Origin of the sequence: Paraburkholderia panacisoli (genome assembly GCF_008369935.1) — a bacterium.
In the GTDB taxonomy this organism is placed as follows: Bacteria; Pseudomonadota; Gammaproteobacteria; order Burkholderiales; family Burkholderiaceae; genus Paraburkholderia; species Paraburkholderia panacisoli.
Genome location: NZ_VTUZ01000038.1, coordinates 33,911 through 52,298, shown reverse-complemented (window position 1 = coordinate 52,298; position 18,388 = coordinate 33,911). Strand labels below are relative to the sequence as shown.

General features: G+C 58.7%; 14 protein-coding genes. 10 read left to right on the top strand and 4 right to left on the bottom strand.

Annotated elements, in window-relative coordinates:
• Positions 1–336: 336 nt before the first annotated feature.
• Together FVF58_RS37795 and mug are read left to right on the top strand one after the other, a co-directional pair.
• Entirely contained in the window at positions 337–1,362 is a 1,026-nt protein-coding gene (locus FVF58_RS37795) for a GlxA family transcriptional regulator (RefSeq protein WP_149674778.1), read from the top strand.
• Positions 1,359–1,898 (top strand): G/U mismatch-specific DNA glycosylase, encoded by a 540-nt coding sequence (mug, locus tag FVF58_RS37790; RefSeq protein ID WP_149674821.1) that lies wholly within the window; start codon positions 1,359–1,361, stop codon positions 1,896–1,898. Before FVF58_RS37795 ends, mug begins: the two co-directional genes overlap by 4 nt.
• On the opposite strand, the gene FVF58_RS37785 is transcribed toward mug, so the two are convergent.
• Positions 1,859–2,791, bottom strand: coding sequence for a LysR family transcriptional regulator (locus FVF58_RS37785; protein ID WP_149674777.1), 933 nt, complete (start codon positions 2,789–2,791; stop codon positions 1,859–1,861). The genes mug and FVF58_RS37785 overlap by 40 nt on opposite strands.
• 417 nt (positions 2,792–3,208) lie before the next feature.
• On the opposite strand from FVF58_RS37785, the gene FVF58_RS37780 reads away from it, so the two are divergent.
• The 6 genes from FVF58_RS37780 to FVF58_RS37750 all read left to right on the top strand — a co-directional run bounded on the left by FVF58_RS37780 (position 3,209) and on the right by FVF58_RS37750 (position 10,726).
• Entirely contained in the window at positions 3,209–3,886 is a 678-nt protein-coding gene (locus tag FVF58_RS37780) for an antibiotic biosynthesis monooxygenase family protein (protein WP_149674820.1), read from the top strand.
• 194 nt (positions 3,887–4,080) lie between these two features.
• Positions 4,081–5,709 carry an MFS transporter gene (locus FVF58_RS37775; RefSeq protein WP_149674776.1) on the top strand — a complete coding sequence of 543 codons (1,629 nt, stop codon included), beginning with the start codon at positions 4,081–4,083 and terminating at the stop codon, positions 5,707–5,709.
• Positions 5,710–5,721: 12 nt separating this feature from the next.
• Positions 5,722–6,798, top strand: coding sequence for an HlyD family secretion protein (locus FVF58_RS37770; RefSeq protein WP_149674775.1), 1,077 nt, complete (start codon positions 5,722–5,724; stop codon positions 6,796–6,798).
• Entirely contained in the window at positions 6,795–8,336 is a 1,542-nt protein-coding gene (locus FVF58_RS37765) for an efflux transporter outer membrane subunit (protein ID WP_149674774.1), read from the top strand. The genes FVF58_RS37770 and FVF58_RS37765 overlap by 4 nt, the downstream gene beginning before the upstream one ends.
• A gap of 598 nt (positions 8,337–8,934) precedes the next feature.
• Positions 8,935–9,189: a hypothetical protein gene (locus FVF58_RS37755; RefSeq protein ID WP_149674773.1), complete on the top strand. Its 255-nt coding sequence runs from the start codon at positions 8,935–8,937 to the stop codon at positions 9,187–9,189.
• Positions 9,167–10,726, top strand: coding sequence for a hypothetical protein (locus FVF58_RS37750; RefSeq protein ID WP_149674772.1), 1,560 nt, complete (start codon positions 9,167–9,169; stop codon positions 10,724–10,726). Before FVF58_RS37755 ends, FVF58_RS37750 begins: the two co-directional genes overlap by 23 nt.
• A 482-nt stretch (positions 10,727–11,208) precedes the next feature.
• Here FVF58_RS37750 and FVF58_RS37740 read toward each other — a convergent pair whose 3' ends face one another.
• A complete protein-coding gene (locus FVF58_RS37740; protein ID WP_149674771.1) occupies positions 11,209–11,886 on the bottom strand; it encodes a carbonic anhydrase in 678 nt (225 codons plus the stop codon).
• Positions 11,887–11,904: 18 nt separating this feature from the next.
• A complete protein-coding gene (locus tag FVF58_RS37735; protein WP_149674770.1) occupies positions 11,905–13,218 on the bottom strand; it encodes a DUF2254 domain-containing protein in 1,314 nt (437 codons plus the stop codon).
• 2,061 nt (positions 13,219–15,279) lie between these two features.
• On the opposite strand from FVF58_RS37735, the gene FVF58_RS37730 reads away from it, so the two are divergent.
• Entirely contained in the window at positions 15,280–17,292 is a 2,013-nt protein-coding gene (locus FVF58_RS37730) for an alkaline phosphatase family protein (RefSeq protein ID WP_149674769.1), read from the top strand.
• Here FVF58_RS37730 and FVF58_RS37725 read toward each other — a convergent pair.
• Positions 17,238–17,627, bottom strand: a complete 390-nt coding sequence (locus FVF58_RS37725) for a hypothetical protein (protein WP_149674768.1) — start codon at positions 17,625–17,627, stop codon at positions 17,238–17,240. The genes FVF58_RS37730 and FVF58_RS37725 overlap by 55 nt on opposite strands.
• Before the next feature lie 244 nt (positions 17,628–17,871).
• Here FVF58_RS37725 and FVF58_RS37720 point away from each other — a divergent pair, with 244 nt between their 5' ends.
• Positions 17,872–18,177 (top strand): inorganic phosphate transporter, encoded by a 306-nt coding sequence (locus FVF58_RS37720; protein ID WP_246217369.1) that lies wholly within the window; start codon positions 17,872–17,874, stop codon positions 18,175–18,177.
• Positions 18,178–18,388: the final 211 nt, after the last annotated feature.

Sequence of the window (18,388 nt, the reverse complement as noted above, 5' to 3'; positions counted from 1 at the left end):
GTCCGTATCAACGTAAACTGCCATGTCGGGCGAGGCGACTGGTGCCGCGTCCATGAAACCGAGTCTAATCAGCCGGCTCGCGAGAAGAAACACGAGGCTGCCGCGATACCAGGCCAATCAACGCGAGATTTGGGCCAACGGCCCCGCCAGCGCTCACTCATTACACGGATGCAAAAGACAATTACCGGCCCATGCATCCCCGTTTTCAGGCGATTGCGGTAAGCTCGGTCGTCGCTCGTCAATACAGGCCTGTCGGCTCGCTCCGGTCACTCGGGTGAGGCCAGCCGAAGACGCCGGTATCGGGAACGGGCCTACCAACTTCACGAAGGTCACGGCATGAAAGTCGCCATTGTCATATTCGATGGTGTGCAGGCGCTCGATGTTGCGGGGCCTCTCGACGTGTTTGCGGAAGCAAACACGATCCTTTCCGAACAGCAGAAGTACGAAGTTTCCCTTGTGGGCCCTCACGCCGGCACGGTGACCTGTTCGAACGGGATGCAACTTTCGGTGCCGTTCGGCTATACGGATGTCGACACGCAATGGGACCTGCTGCTGGTCGCAGGCGGCCCACATCTGCCCGACGCTCAACCGTCCGGCGACTTCCTGGCCTGGCTGCAAAATCAGGCACGAAACGCGACGCGGTTCGGCTCCGTTTGCAATGGCGCATTCGTGCTTGCCCATGCGGGACTGCTCGACGGCAAGGAAGTGACGACGCACTGGGCGGACGCGGGCCGCCTCGCCCACGAATTCCCGCAGGCATGTGTGCAGCCCGACAAGATCTTCGTTCGTGACGGACGCCTCTTCACATCGGCAGGCGTGACGGCCGGCATCGATCTGTGCCTGTCACTGGTCGCCGAGGACTGGGGGCATGAACTGGCGGTGCGTGTCGCCAAGCGTCTTGTCGTTTACATCCAGCGTGAAGGCGGCCAGTCGCAGTACAGCCCGTACATGGGGACAGGCAGGGACGAAGATCCGATCATCGGCAAGGTGCATCGCTATGTGACTGAGCATATAACCGACGCGCTATCGATCGAACAACTCGCGGGCGCAGTGGCGGTGAGTCGGCGCACTTTCTCGAGAGTATTCGCAAAGTATGCGAAGGTGACGCCGTCCGCATTTGTCGAGCAGGTTCGTGTGGACACCGCGAGAAAGTTGCTCGAAGACACCGATGCACCGCTGAAGACCGTCGCGTTTCAATGCGGTTTCCGCAGCGCCACCCATATGCGCACGACCTTCTCCCGGCGTCTGGACGTCACGCCCAAACAGTATCGCCAACGATTCCGCGGCGAGCCCGGCAATCAGCCGTGGGCAAATACCGGTGTCGACAGGCAAGTTGCTTTTCAACAACTCTCTGCGCTGTGACTGACGTCGATTCACTTCAATGCCTGCCCTCGCTTCCTGATCTTCTGGAACCGGGCCTGTCGGTGATATTTTGCGGAATCAACCCGGGTATGCGCGCGGCGTCGACAGGTCATCACTTTGAAGGCAGAAACAACCGGTTCTGGCGGGTCCTGCATCTTGCAGGTTTTACGCCGGAACAGATTCGTCCGCAAGACGACCACACGGTTATTCAATATGGTTGCGGTCTCACCACCGTGGTCCCGCGAGCGACCGCGCGCGCCGCCGAGTTATCGCGCTCGGAGATCGAACTGGCTGGCGACGCGTTTCGGCGCAAGATCGGGCACTACGCGCCACGATACGTTGCTTTCCTCGGCAAGATGGCTTTCTCGGCCATCACCGGCGCGCGCAACATCGAATGGGGACGACAGGCAGAGCCATTCGGCGGCGCACACGCGTGGGTGTTACCCAATCCAAGCGGACTGAACAGAGCGTTCGACCTCGACGCGCTGGTTACTGCCTACCGGGAAGCTCGCGTTGCCATTGCGTCCACGCCCTGAAGATGCGCGTTTTTGCGCAGCGTGTCGGTCGCGTGTTCCACGAACGCGCGAATCTTGCCGCTCGTGCTTCGCCGCTCCACATGAAGCAGGTTCACCGGGGTCGACTCAGGCTCGAATGACGTCAGCACAGGTTGGAGCCTGCCATCGTCTACTTCAGGCGCTGCCTGGTATGACAGCAACTGGATGATCCCCACGCCGTCGACGGCCGCAAGAACGGCAGCCGCTCCAAGGTCGACAATCATCCTTGGCTGAAGTCTGACACACAGCCTCGAACCGTTGTCGTTGAACACCCACTCGAGCGGAGCCGAGACGCCCGTAAAGGATACGCAGTGGTGCTGCGTCAACTCCTTCGGATGGAGAGGCTCTCCATACGCGGCCAGATAAGAGGGCGCCGCATACGTCCGACGCCGCACGGAGCCCAATGGAATGGCAAATGCCGACGAGTCGCCGAGGTGCCCGATGCGGATCGCAATGTCCACACCTTCTTCCAGAAGCCGCGTGGTTCGATCGATATACACCGCGTTGACACTGACATCCGGATAGCGCAACAGGAACGCGTCGACCAGCGGCGCCACATACCGCTGGCCAAACAGGACGGGGGCGGAAACGGTCAACGTGCCGACGGGATGGAGTGGATCTGCTGCAATATTGGCTTCTGCGTCCGTGATGGTGTCCAGCACCTTCCGGCAGGCTTCGAGGTAGGCCATGCCCGCGTCTGTCGGACGAACCGACCGGGTCGTCCGCGCGAGCAGATGGGTGCCCAGGCGCGATTCCAGAGAATGAACCGCCCGCGACACCGCAGGGGCCGACAATCCGAGTTTGTCGGATGCACCGGTAAAACTGCCCCGGTCGACGATGGCAACGAAAACCTCCATCTCACGTAATTTGTCCATTTCACTTCCCACCTGGATTACCGCATCTACACAGATCGATCTTATGCGCTGTGATCGGCTTGGTGACGGCTTGCATGACCGAATGGCTAATAGAAGACCCAAATTGGCCAACATAGAATGCTTCCGGAATGCCGGAAAGCGATCTCCGATTCATTCAAGACCGTAACACCGGTCTTGCCCCTTTCGAAAAAGACTCTTTCGCGCCGTGATGGTTATCTGGCTGCGAATCGCGATTTGGCAAAAATCGCTTACTCATTGGCCCAATACTCACTCGCTTGGGCGCCTATGAATTCGACCGATCCCGGACAATGACTCCGATCGCCAGGCGTGGGCGATGCAGCGACGAATCGGCCAACGGTTCCGGGTTGCGCGCTCACCAGATCACGTCGTGTAGCCAATCAAACCAAAGAGGTGTCCATGTTTTCCGCCATGCTTGAAGTCAATCCCATTCGCGAACAGTTCGACGCTTATCTCGGCATGGCCAGAATGTTGCGCCCCGAACTCGATAAGGTCGAGGGGTTTATCGACAACACCCGCTATGCCAGTCTGACACGCCCAGGATGGCTTCTTTCGCTGTCGAGCTGGCGCGACGAGAAGTCTCTGGTGCGCTGGCGTACCACGACAGCGCATCACAAGATCCAGCAAGCTGCGCGCGATCGGATATTTTCCGACTATCGCCTGCGCATTGGCCAGATCGTGAGCGACACCCACCTGCCCGCAGGACAAGTCCTGCTCGAGCAACGTCTGGACGTCACTGAGACAGGCCAGGGCACAGCGGTGATGCTGCTCGATGCGAAATGCTCGCCGGAATGGCTCAAGCAGGCTGGTGCAGAACAGGTTGTGGAGTCGCTCGGCGTCGATCTGAGTGCGCCTGGCCTCGTTTCATGGGACGTATTCGACGCACTGCTGGTGCCCGGCGACGTGATCGTGGTGGCGACGTGGCTCGATCAGGCCGCATTTGAGACGTTCGAGCGCGACGCGGTGATCGCGGCCGATTCGCGTCTGCGCAGTATCCGGGTCGTCAGGGAATACGGAATGTTTGATCGCAGGGAAGCGCCGCAATACTTTGAAGAAGTGCGGCCTGCGCGGAGTTGATCGAGGTTGGGATACGAGGTTCGACTGGCGTGCAATTCATTCCGTAATACGAACGATCATGTGTTTCGAAAAGCCATGACGTTGGCACGATTCGCCAACGAAATGGCTCGTGACGCCACCTGGTTTGACTTTCAAAAGTTGCCCCTCCTCTCCACATTTGATCCTATCGAAACATGAGTAGAAACAGGATTCCCATGACTACTGGCAACCCCTCGGCAAGCGGAACGCAAGCGCTGGCCGTCGCACAGGCGCCGGCAGCCCTGCCGGCCCGGGTGACACAGGCTCCCGCGCAGCCGGCGCCCAAACAACACCCAGCGCTGACGCTTCGGCTTGCGTCAGGCCTCGTTGGGATGCTGCTCGCGTCGCTATTGGCCATTCTCAACGAACAGGTCACCGCAGTGTCGCTGGCCGACATTCAGGGTGCGCTGTCGATTGGGCATGACGATGGAACCTGGCTGACCACGCTGTTCGAAGCGGCCAATGTCGCCACGATGGTGTTTGCTCCGTGGTTTGGGATCACGTTCACGCTCAAGCGCTTCACGATAGGCGCCGTACTCGCGACGATGCTGCTTGGAATTCTTTGCCCGTTCGCACCGAACCTGGTGACGCTCTACGTGTTGCGTGTGATGCAAGGCATTGCCGGTGGTTGCCTTCCGCCGATGCTGATCATCGTGGCGCTGCGCTATCTTCCACCCAGAGCGAAGCTATTCGGCCTCGCTGGATACGCACTCACGGCAACCTTTGGACCGGCGCTCGGCACACCGCTCGCAGCGTTATGGACCGAGTATGCCGGATGGCAAATGGCGTTCTGGCAAATCGTGCCGCTGGGCATCATCAGCTGCGTGGCGATTGTGCGCGGACTGCCGGCAGATCCGCTGAAACTCGAACGGCTCGGCGCATTCAACTGGAGCGGTTTTCTGACGGGGTTTCCAGCCGTCGCCATGCTGGTGACCGGTCTTCTACAAGGCGATCGTCTTGACTGGTTCAACTCGGAGTTCATTCGCGTGATGTTCCTGGGTGGCGGATTGCTGCTGGCAACATTCTTTGTCAACGAGTGGTTTCATCCGCTGCCTTTTTTCAAGCTGCAAATGCTGTCGCGCAGAAACTTTGCGCACGGACTGACGACGCTCATAGGCGCAGTCATCCTGCTGGTCGGCGTCGCGGCGATACCCGGCCAATATCTGGCCAGGGTTCACGCATACAGGCCATTGCAAACTGCGCCCCTGTCGTTGCTGGTCGCGATCCCGCTGCTGATCGTGCTGCCTCTGACAGCGGCCGCCCTGAATCTGCGCCGGGTCGATCATCGTTGGGTCATGGCCGGCGGGTTATGCCTGATGATCATCACATGCGTGATGGGAAGCTTCATGACATCCGAGTGGATACGCGAGAACTTCTACCTGCTTCAATCAATCCAGATCGTCGCGCAACCGATGGTGATCCTCGCGATCCTGATGGGTGTCACCACAGGCTTGCCACCGACAGACGGCCCCTTTGCCTCGGCGATGTTCAATTCGATCAAAACGTTTTCAGCGGCCGTGGCAACGGGTCTCATCGAAGGGCTGGGTACGGGCCGCGAACGTTTTCATTCCAACGTGCTCGTGGATCAACTGGGCAATCACGCGCTTGTAACGGGCCAAAGCATCGACCGGGTTCATGGCATCGGCGAACTTGCTCACCGGATCCACGTGCAGGCGCTGGTACTGACCTCGGCGGATCTCTATCGAGTGATGGCAGGTGTTGCCATCGCCCTTCTCTTACTCGTGCCAGTGTTGCCCGTGCGCATTTACCCGCCTTGGTGCACTACGCCTCCCTCTTCCCATTAAGGGGCGATATTCATGACATCCATTACTCGATCGCATCTGAAGACTATTCGTGTTGGCGCTCTGGCTGTCGCCGTCGGCGTTGGCGCATGGGCCTGTTCAGCATTGGTCGGCGGCTCGGCTGCCGAGTCCACCAACGATGCTTACGTCGAAGCCGATTTCACGCTGGTGGCGCCACGTGTCGCGGGCCAGATATCCGCTGTGTTCGTTGAAGACAACCAGTCGGTCAAAGCCGGGCAATTGCTGGTGCGTATCGATGACCGCGACTTCAGAGCGGCACAGTTGAGCGCGGAAGCGGACGTGACGGCTGCAAAGGCGTCCGTTGCCAACTACGACGCCGAGATTGCGCGGCATCCTGCGCTCGTCGATCAGTCGCGCGCGACGCTTAAAGCCGACGACGCGTCGATTCAGTTTGCGCGAGCCAATGCCGCGCGGTATCAGAATCTGTCGGACGCGGGCGCGGGAACGACTCAGGAACAACAGCACGCTACGAGCACGCTCGCCGGGCAACTCGCGCAACAGGCTCGCGACCAGGCCGCGCTGGTCGCGACCGAGCAGGAACTGGACGTACTGCGCACCCAACGCGACAAGGCAGCCGGTGCGCTCGCCCGGGCCGAGGCAGCACTCGACCAGGCCAGACTCAACCTGTCCTACACGGAGATTCACGCGCCGGTCGACGGCAAGGTCGGACGGCGTTCCGCGCGGGTTGGCGCGTTCGTGACGCCGGGGGCACCGATGCTGGCGATCGTGCCGCTTTCCGATGCCTATGTCGTTGCGAACTTCCAGGAAAACCAGATCACCCAAATGCGGCCTGGCGAGAGTGTGCGGATCAAGGTGGACAGCCTTCCCGGCGTGGTGATTCGCGGCCACGTCGACAGTCTTGCTCCGGCAACCGGCGTCAGCTTCGCGCCTATCGCGCCCGACAACGCGACGGGCAACTTCACGAAGGTCGTCCAACGCGTACCGGTCAAGATAAACATTGACCGGGATCAGGAAGCAGCGTCTGCGTTGAGCGTGGGGCTTTCAGTTGAAGCGGAAGTCGCTGTTGGTCGGCACGGCGATGCGTCGGCGGAAGCGGGAGAGAGAAAATGAATGCGAACGGCCTTTCACTCCGAACGTTGGCATTGGAGATACTGGCATGCCTGGTCATGGTGGGTTGCACCCTCGGACCGAATTTCGAACCGCCAATGTCGGCCACGCCGCCGCAAGTGTTCGAGCGCACGCAATCAGCGCAAGCATCGAGCAAAGCCGTCGAAGCCGGGTTCAGTCAGGATTGGTGGACGCTGTTTGACGATCCCGCGTTGAACGCGCTCGAACAGCAACTGGCTGACGCGAACCTCGACGTGGCCGCAGCGTCGGCGCGCCTTCGCCAAAGCCGCGCGGAACAGCGCGTGGCGGGCGCGGCGGAATATCCCACGCTAGATGGCGCTGCGTCGTACAACCGCGAGCGTGGAAGCCCGAACGGCATTCTGTCGCTGCTCGGCGTGACCCCGACCGGCACGCAATCGCAGTCCGCGTCGGGCAACACGCCGCTTGGCGTCGCACCGTTGCCGGGCGCCAAAGGCTCGCCGGCTTACAACCTGTATCAGGCCGGCTTCGACGCATCGTGGGAAATCGATATCTGGGGCCGTGTCCGGCGCGGCGTAGAAGCCGCATCCGCGTTATCCGATGCCTCGTACGAAGACCGGAATGCCGTGTTGTTGTCTGCGCGTGCCGAACTCGCGCGCGACTATATCGAGTTGCGCGATACACAGGCACTACTGCGAATCGCGAGAGAAAACCTGGATATTGCCCGTAATACCACGAAGCTCACGCAGGTACGGGCGCGTGAAGGTGTGACGACGGATCTGGACGTGGCCAATGCTTCCGCACAAGTGGCGTCGATCGAGAGTCTGATTCCGACGCTCGAGTCGCGATCCGACACCACGATCAACGCGATTGGCGTGTTGCTCGCCGAGGAGCCCGGCGCGCTAAAGCAAACGCTCGGCGAACCGCATGAGGTGCCCGAGTTGCCGGGACAGGTGCCCATCGGCTTTCCGTCGGAGCTTGTTCAGCGGCGACCCGACATCAAAAAGGCAGAAGCGGAGCTACATGCGGCGACGGCGTCGATCGGCATGGCAAAAGCCGATTTCTATCCGCGCATATCGCTGAATGGCAGCGCAGGGTTCCAGAGCCTTCAGCTTTCGAGTCTCGCCAATTGGGCATCTGGACAGTTTGTTGTCGGACCTTCTATCACGATGCCGATCTTCGAGGGCGGGCGGCTCAAGGGAACCTTGAATCTGCGCGAAGCGCAACAACAGGAAGCCGCGATCGTCTATAAACACACTGTCCTTGAGGCCTGGCGCGAGGTCGACGATGCCCTCGTTGTCTACGATGCCGAGCAACTACGCCGCGACAAGCTGACGGCAGTCGTTACGCTGAACCAGCGTGCGCTCTCGATCGCGCAGCAGCGCTACAAGGCTGGGGCACTGGACTATCTCGACGTGCTGAATGTGCAGAAACAATTGCTCGACGCACAGAGTCACTTCGAACAAAGCAAGGCGGTGGCGGCCGCGAACCTGATTACCCTGTGTAAAGCGCTTGGCGGTGGGTGGGAGTCGACTTACGGCAATTCACAGGCGTCGCGTTGATTCGAGGGCAGTGGGTTGGTGAACATGTTCCGAGACTATGTATAGGTGATCAAGCGCCAGATAACCGTCGACAAACTTCGTCGCGACAAATCCGCGCAATTTTCTTCTCGCCGATCATCCAGGCAAGCGTCGCTGCTGAGCCATACGCAGTGTCGCCTGCAAGACGTCGAGGTTTGAGATCATGCCGCTGCTTTGGCATTCAAGTGGATACGGATCCGGTACCGCTGCTGGCAGGCAAGAACACTGTACGACAAGAGCGTCTATCTGAATGCCCTGAGGAAGCGGGGCTCGCCTCTCCTCGGTAGCCTGGCGCTTCCTCTCCCCGGAGCTCATAAAGCCAGGTTTCGTCGTCCAGCATCTACAGAAGTTCGACCGCGAGTTAGCAACGCCTCGTGCAGCGTTGTAGATGTCGCCGTTCATCATTCCGTCCGATTAACAGGTTCGGGATAACCATCGATCCAATGAAAAGTTCTGGTGAAAGTTACTTTTGTCCGAAGCGGTGAAAGTCACCCCGGAGATAGTATTCCGGCAGACAAAAAGCCCTCGACGAAATCGGGTCATGGGTTATGGTCAATTACATAATCTTGGAGATAATCACATGAGAGTTGCATTGAGTGTGAAGAAGTATAAATGCCTGGCCGCATGCATGATAGTTGGATTGGGGCTCTCTGGCTGCGGTGCTGGCAATTCGCTGACAAGCACAACGATTAAGGCCGACGACGCCATTTCAAGCGTCTCCACGATTTCGTTTGCAGACCTGGACGGCCCCAAAGTTCAGGCAATCGTCGTAAAGTACAACAACACGCTGAAAGCAGGCAGGCTCTGTGGGCTTGGGCACCTACGACGTGTTTAATTACGCCAATCTTCCGATCGTTTATGACGTGGCGAGCTCGAATGGTGGGCCAACAACGGGAGCTGCGGCAAATGAGCCCTATACAGGATATCCTGGCTTCACGCGTAAAAACGGAACGCCCGGCGCCGCCACGAAGGTCTATGTGAGTTCCACCCCCGCGATCGACCCGAACGGCGTTGGTAATGCAAGCGGCAATTATGTCATTATCGAACTTAACACCGACTACCAACTGTCTGCTTCTGTCGCTGACTGGAGAGAAGGCGTGGCTGGCGGTGTAGAACAGAAGACGGCCATTAGCGTCAACGACAACACCTCCATTAGTCCCAGCACAACACTGAAAAGTAACTACCAGCCCGGCTATTACTATAATATCAGCCCGTTTGGCGATAGCCATTCGGCTACCATGTATAAGGTATATGACGATACCTCATATACTCTCGACGACATTAAAGGCTACAAGCTCTATACGGATAACGTCACACCGTCATATACAGGAACGGCACCAAACGGTCATTCAATCACGTACGCGAACGCAACCATACTCTCTATGGTTGCAGGGAGTTCCTTTCAGGCCACCAACTGCTTCAGCGAGTACGACGGCAAATACCATAATGTCAGCCTGAAGTACAGCATGTACTTACCCCCCGACTATGATCCGAGCAAGAAGTACATGGTCGTACTGCACATTGAGGATGCTGGCGGCTTGGGCGATGACCCGGTGATAAGTCTGACAGAGGCTCAGGCTGCGACAAACTATGCTTCAGACAGGGTACAGCAGCTTGCCAAGGCTCAGGGTTACGGCGGACTGATCGTAGTGATTCCGCAGATACCCCAAGCAGGCCAGAGCATGGCTGACAACCTGACAGGCAACGAATACGTACCCGCGACCTGGCAGCTCATGGATTACATTACCTCGAAATACAATATCGATAGTAATCGCATCTATGCGTCCGGCCAGTCCATGGGCGGTATGCAATTACTGGATATGGCAGCGCAGCGCGACAACTACTTCGCGGGCATTTGGGCGATTGGCTCGCAGTGGGGCAACAACTACAACAAGAGCACCACTTATAACGGCCAAACCTACTACACGTACCCCTACGACGGGAAAATTATCACCAACCCGGATTGGCAAAACTGGTACTACTCCATTTCCGACGACAACATTCTTGCCACCAACATGACCGGCGACGCCACAGCTACCGGGTATTGGAATCAGGCCCAGACTCTCTTCAGCACCCTTGCGAAGGTAAAAATCCCATATACGAGCTGGGATCCGACGACCACATCCACGGCAAACGAGAGCGCCCTGCTTAAGACTTTGGTAGAGACGCCCAGTACTCTGGGCATCTACTGGAATGCGCTTGCAAACGGAGACCATAAATCGACGTGGATCTACGCCCACGGCATCTCTTACAGCTACGATTGGCTCCTCAGTCAAACCAAGCAAAGCGAGGATGCCCGTGGCAAGCTGAATCTCAGCGGCTCCTACGCAAATGGGCTCGGCACCTATGGTTACAACAGCATCAGCTATTAAGCAGATTGTAGTGACGGTCTCATAGAGCAGGCGGCTGTAGCAAAAAGCCTTTCAAAAGGTAAGCAGCGTTCAGGTTCATCGTGGATTTGAACGCTGCTTTTCGTATTCGATCTGCGTTCCCCAACATCCGTTGGGCAGACTGCGACGCCTGGGCCTCGCTCGCAGAGCCCGACGCTGCATCACCCTCTCGATCAGGTGCAGCCGCAGCGGCGCCACCCGCGATGACGTCACGCCGGACACACCTGGTGCCGTACGTTCGATTCGCTGTCGATAAAGCGCTGCTTAGCACCGGCTTCATTATTGTCGCGTCTTCAAGGGCTGCGTAGATAACCACGGGATCATAGATCTTGAAAAATGTCTTGCCGATCTCATCGCATCGGCGCGTCGTGTGCCCGATCATCTGTCCGCAAATGATCCAGAAACAAGATGGCGGATTGGCGGTACATCGATGCCGATCGTGAGCAGGTCTACCGTACGCACCTTCACCGCGCCCGTGCGGCAAGGCGCGCAATGATCCGGTCAGCCATCGCGCGGTCGATGATTTCGAATGAGCGACTCGTGCGCAGGTAGGCATACATGTCGCCAGTCGCGATGTCGAACCACCAACCGCTCAATACCAGCGCACCGGCAGTGACTTGCTGGCGGACGATCGGGTAAGTCATCAGATGCTCAAGCTGCACAAGTACGTTGAGTTGCGACAATTGATCGTGCGGTTTCAGCCTGTCATCCAGCGGACCTTCGTGTTCGAGGCGAAACGCTGCGTTGTTGGCGTGGCACAGCCATTTATCGAGGTTCGGCGTTTTCAGCTTGGCGTTGCGTGTAGACAAGGCCTTCATCGCGCCGCACTCGGAATGCCCGCACACAACAATATTCGCGACTTTCAACACTAGTACTGCGTACTCGATCGCGCTTGCCTCGGAGAGGTCACCGGTTGAAACGCCCTCTGCGGTCGCCGGCGGTACCAGGTTGCCGACGTTGCGCATCGTGAACAGATCGCCCGGATGGGTCGAGGCAAGCAGATCAGGTACAACCCGGCTGTCCGAGCACGTGATGAAGAGCGCGTCAGGCGCTTGCGAAAGTGCCAGTTTGCTGAACTGCTCCGCGTATTGCGGCAGCATTTTCTCGCGGAATTCGACGATGCCCATGATGAGCTTGCGCATGGCTTGCCTCCGAAAGGGCTAGTTGTTTGCCGTCGAGGCCGCCGAACCTCCAAGCCCTTGCGAGTCGGGGATGCGGGCCAACGCCAGGTCCTCCGGAAACGGATGCTTCAAGTCGATCGCGCGATCGAGCAGTGTCAACTCGACGCGCAATGCGTCATGACGATGCTCCGGCAGGGTCTGGATGAGGTTCTCTATCGCCGCGCGCAGACGCCGCGCGATTTGAATGCTGCCCGCGCCGTTTTGTCGTATCTCGCGGAAACTAATATGTACGAAGTCTTCCCAATTGGGTGTCCGCAAGATCACGCGCACCCGCCCCGACCTATCCGCTATCTCTTCGATATGCAAAGACCGTTTGCCCACCATGCGCAATAGTCGATGCAACTGGTCGGTCGCAAGCACCGCCGTGGTGGGATCGTTGATCGCCGCCGACAGCGCCTTCAGCGCAATATCCACCAGGATGCGAAACGCGAACATAGGGTCCTGCTCCATCGTGCGTTCCGTCCCGAAAGCGACAAGTGTGCGCAGGCTGCTGTCGTCGATTGCGTCAGAGTTCCCATACAAATAAAACAAGGGTTCGTCCACCGCGACGAAATCACCGACTTGCGGCACGAATTCGATGACGATGTCAGCACGCCGCGCCTTGGCCACCAGCATTTTCAGATTCACGGCCAGAACGATGCCGGATTTACCGCGCTGACGAACAATGCGCTCAGGTGCGCCTCGCTCTTTGTTTCGTTCCGGCGAGGTGGTTACACCCGTAGCCGGGGCAGGATACACGTCCTCGATGACCGCGATCCCTTGCTCCCCAACGCGAGCCACGAGGCTAACGGGACGCAGAAACTTCGCGGCGTAGTCAATGAGGAAAAGGAAAGCAACGACGGAAGCGAATCCGAACAGCGCTGTAATGAACACTTGAAGCTGGTGTACCTCATTCTCACCCATCCAGCTTAGCGTTCTATTGGCGAACAGCAGCGTGAAAACGAATAGTCCCGAGATGCCACGGATGATGTTATCGCGCAGCAGTGTCGTCGCGATGATCCGCGGGGTGTACTGCCCGCCTGCCACCTGAATTGCGACGAGCAGTGAACCGAACGTAAATACCAGAAATGCCAGGTCTGCGGAAACGATGTCACCGAGCAACGAGCGCGCCCCAGTCATGGACAGCCCAAGAAAGCCGGTTTTCGGATCAAGGGTCCCGTGTCTGATCATCCACCTTCCCACCATTTCAGTCACAGGCTTCACCACGGCATAGATCGCGACTGCGATGAGCGGCACAGTCCACAGCGAAGATCTTAGGTAGCTCTTTAAGCTGTACCAGCGATTCCAGTCCATGCCTGCTCTCTCCCTACGATTCGTATTGCAGCGCACACCAGGGTTGCCCGCGGTTCGCCAGGTGGCAGGCAGACGAGGCTTTCCGGCCAGGGCGCGCACTGCTACCTCTACCCTGCGGTGGCGTCCTTCGGTCGTCGGCTTGACGACCCGTCGGTGTTCAGGCCAGCGCCGCTGGAATGCCCACACCGTCCTGCTTTTGCCGCGATGCACAACGTGCACCGGCGCAAGCAGCGTCGCTTCTGTCGACACCCGCGGCATCGAAGATCCAGCACAGCCAGCAGGTGAGTCGATCAGCCACTCCAGTATTGCCGGATCACGCGGGTCGAGGCCGGATTAATACCGGCCTCGACCTGCTCGATGAACCGAATCCGCCGGTCATGGGTCGAGTTCCGAGGGCGCGGACCAGACTACGGACACGTGAACCTCCCCGATAAAATATGACCCCTGAACTTCAGGCCGGTCAATGAGACCTTAGGCCAACAGGTCACGAACATCGGGCTTCCAGGATGGCGCCTCGATGGGTTCCGGAATGTCGATGGCTGACGGCGTCCGGATGCGAGCAGGGAAGCCACGCTGATCGCAGCGCCGCGCTACGGCCTGGGTCGCTTCAGAGCTTGCGATCGACCTACGACAGCATTCTGCAAATAGCGGTGATGGGCAGTGATTTGCCAGCCGGCCTGAATGTGCGGATGGCCGTTCAACAGTGCGGACTCTTTTGTATGTCGATACCTATTGTCGCCGCACAAAAAAGTGCGTACCCCGAGGTCAAGCGGGTTTAGGCTGTCAAACTTGGTGGCTGTCGCTCATGACTGTTGAAAGTCTGTGCGTGGAATTCCTAGAGTTGTGGTGTCCGCGAAAAAATACATTTAAATGGAATCGGGCAACCTGTGAAATTGAGTGTCGTCGTGCTTGCGGCGATAACGCCGCATATCACGGCCAGCGCGCCGCTGCGGCCGGCCCGGGGACCGCGCCACGCGGCACGCGCCCCCCTGCTCAGGGCCGCCGCCTCCGGCCGCGGTGCCGCCGTCAGCGTTTGTTGCACCGTTTTGCCACCGCGAGCGTGCGAAAGATCGATCCAGGGTTTATACTGAGCCCGTCTCCTCCATGGCTCCACATGGATTCCGGCCCGCCCCAGTGCGGGCTTTTTTCTTGTCCGGGCGTGCGCGCGTGACCGCGCGGGTATTCGCCTCATCGGCGGCTGTCGGACCCGTTGCAGCCGTCCGCCTCACGACGGATTCGGCGTTAGCGTCGAAAGCACAGAGGTCATTCAGTGCTTCATCACAGCCGGCCATTCATCGGCCATTGCCGACGTTCAGGCGTCGCCGTTCGCGAGGCGGCTCCAGGCCGCTTTTCTGCCATTCGGATCTCCGTCGCCCTGAATGTCGCGTTCACTGCCAGCGGATGCGTACTCTCGACCCCATTCAGACGTACGACGGTCTTTAGCATGAGTGACAGAAAACTGAGCTACAACTGCCGTTCACCTTCATGTTGGCGTTCCGCCTCACGGCGTCGTGCCACTCAGCACAGCGTGAAAGAACTTTTCCGCGTCTCTCGGTCGGCAACCAGACTGACCACGACAGTAAAAATAGCCGTACATAGGCTGATAAGACTGTCGAAGTTTCCTCCATAGACAGCTTGTTCCGACTCGAGCCGATCAGCTCGACGGGCTGCCGTTCAGAAAACTGACACAATCATTCAGAAAAGCAATCTCCAATGTGACAATATTTCGCTCCGCATCTTATTGGCGGGCTCCTCCCGTCACAGCAGCGACGAGTCGCCAAGCCCACGTTTTGCCCAATAGTGAGAAAGTTAGGACTCCGTTACAGATATTGATCTTGTCGGACATCATCATTCAATTCGAAAGAGGCCGAAAGGCTTTCGTCGGCTGCGTCACATGACTCACGCGACATGGACATTTTTCCGACCCGTGTTGGACACACAGCAAGCCTAACTTTCTCTCCGTTGTAACGCGCGGTAATACAAAGCCGCACTCGGCAAGCGACGCATCACGCTCGTCGCCGCTCTCGGCGTGCCTGTGTCAATCCCCGTTTGGAGAGATCCATGAAGCCTATTGATAACGTCCCACGAAAGGCCCTCCTGCAAGCCCTTCTGACATGCGGCGCAGCTGCGCTCGCGGTCGGCACCGCACTCTACCCAACCATTTCCGCCAGTCAGCAGGCTGATGCTGCCTCCATTCACACAGCCTCGCCGATCAAGCATGTGATCGTCATCGTGGGCGAAAATCGTACCTTCGATCATGTGTTCGGCGCCTATACGCCGCGGCGTGGGCAAACAGTCTCGAACCTTCTCTCCAAAGGCATCATCACGCAGGACGGCAAACCCGGGCCCAATTTCATTGCAGCCGCACAGTACACCGCTCACGCCGACAACTCCAACCGTTTCGAGCTGAGCCCTCCCGGCAAGAAGCCTTATAACGTACTGCCGGCACCCAATACGGGCTTTGTGGCGACCGCTCCGAGCGACACCAGTCCTCCGCCTTTCGCCACCCTTGTGGCGGCTACGGCCGCGGAGGGGGCCGCACTCAAGCCGCAGGATCTCGTCCATCTGACGACCGGCGCTTCAGGCTTGCCGCAATTGGTACCGGATACACGTTTCGGCGCAAACACCTTCAACCTGCCGAACGGTCCCTATCAGATTTCCCGTGTGGGGCCGGACTATGATCAGTACATGAACAGCCCCGTGCACCGCTTCTATCAGAACTGGCAGCAATCGGACTGCAACGTCTCGCATGCGACGTACGACAACCCAAGCGGCTGCAAAATGGACCTGTTTGCGTGGGTCGAGACGTCGATCGGCGCCGGCTCGAACGGCAAGCCGAAGGCAGCCAACTTCACGGACCAGACCACGGGAGAAGGCTCGACAGCACTCGGCTATTACAACGTGAATACCGGCGACATGCCATATTTCAACGAGCTCGCGCGTCAATATACGATCAGCGACAACTACCATCAGCCGGTGATGGGTGGCACGGGTGCGAACAGCATCATGATTGGTACGGCTGACGCGCTCTACTATACCGACGGCAACGGTCACGCCACGACCCCGCCCGCAGATCAGATCGAAAATCCGCATCCGCTGGCAGGCACCAACAACTGGTACACGCAGGACGGTTACTCGGGTGGTACCTACAGCAACTGCTCCGACCCGAAGCAGCCTGGGGTCGGCGCGATCCGCCACTACCTCGGCACGCTGCCCTATCATCCCGACCCGAACTGCGCGACCAATACTTACTATCTGCTCAACAACTACAACCCAGGCTATAACGGCGACGGCAGCGTAAATACGAGTAGCGTCTTCACGATTCCGCCTTCACCGGTACGCACGATCGCGGATTCCCTGCTGGCAAAAAACATCTCGTGGAAGTATTACGGTGAAGGCTGGAAGACGTTCGTTAGCAAGCCATCCACGAGCGTCTACTGCAATATCTGCAATCCGTTCCTCTACGAAACTGCGATCATGAGCAATCCGTCGCTTGTCGCTGCACACTTACAGGACACGACTGATCTCTATTCGGATATCACGGCCGGAACATTGCCGGCCGTGTCGTTCGTGAAGCCGGGCGGTCTGCTCGACGGACATCCCGAATCGTCGAAGTTCGGGCTGTATGAGGCGTTCGTGCACAAGCTTGTCGAAGCGGTCCAGGCCAACCCGGCGCTGTGGGCGTCCACAGCGATCCTGATCACCACCGACGAAGGCGGCGGCTACTACGATTCGGGCTACATCCAGCCGGTGGATTTCTTCGGCGACGGTCCCCGCATTCCGCTGATCGTGGTGTCGCCGTATTCCCGCGGTGGCCGCGTGGTGCATGAATATTCGGATCATGCGTCGATCGTCAAGTTCATCGATCGCAACTGGTCGCTGGCTCCGATCACGCAGCGCAGCCGCGACAATCTGCCGAATCCGGTGCAACTCTCGGGCAACCCGTACGTACCGACCAACGCGCCGGCCATCGGCGATCTCTTCGACTCGTTCCAATTCGACCGACACCAGGACGATCATCACAGCGACAATGGACAGGGTAATAACGGTGGCTTCGGCTGGTGGCCGTTCTGAAAAGACTTGAACCCGTCAAAGCAGGTGGCAAATTCCGCGGCATGGCACGTGGCTGTGCCGCGGAAATCGTCGCGGTGGTTTCTGCCCGGTGGCCATGCCTTTGTTCCACGCATGTGATCTGTGGTCATGACGCCTCCGGTTTCGACGGCCGCCTTTTTCAATTGATGACCATCATCGGTTTCTTGCCGACGACTTGCGCGCTCAATCCAGGCGCGACCGAACAGGTCACGCAGCTGGGTCAATATGCGTCCAAGACCACGCCGCTGATCGCTCAACATGGCGACGATATGAAGGCGCAGGGCCTGCGTCCTGCGCAAGCGCTGCAGCGCGCCCAACCCGCCCTACAGCGTGAGGCGCATGAGCTCGATGCACGCGAGGCCTTACAGGACGGCGAACGCGCGGCACGCTCGCAATTGCGCGGATACGTGTACGACATCCGCTCCGAGATGAAATACGTCAGCCAGCAGAAAAACGTGCCCGGACCGCAGCGCCAGCAAGCTTCTGCATTGCTCAAATCGATGAGCTCACAGGTTGAGTACGCACCGTGGTGGGTGCGCATACTCAGTGCAGTGTGCCTTGGTGCTGAAACTATGGTCGGATCCCGGCGAGTCGTTCGAACGCGGCGAGTGCCTCGGCCGTCAGCACCTGACACCCGGACAGGGAGCAAGGTCCGAACTCGTCGGCTCCGTGCTGATAGGCACGGCGGGCTTGACGGGGCTGCCTGTCAGCACGACCCACATTATTACGTCCGGCATTGCGAGCACGATGGCCGCGAGCGGGCAAGGCGTTCACCGAACAATGCTGTTCAGGATCGCGATGACCTGGCTCATCACGCTTCCCGTCACCATCACCCTAGCGGGCATGCTGTTTTATGTACTTGCATGACGACCCGGATTTGCACTCCCAGACCGCCGAAAAAACCGTCGTGAGCGAAAAGCCACTGCCGGCGGGGTTGTCGCCAAACCGATGTTTTCCGACACGAGGAACGCCTGCCGAGCAATAGTGACTCAGATCGGGCAAAACGCGTACGGCAAACGGTGTCGGATAGGCGTGGTAACCGGAAACGTCGCTCATCACGTTTTCCGACGGAATTTTT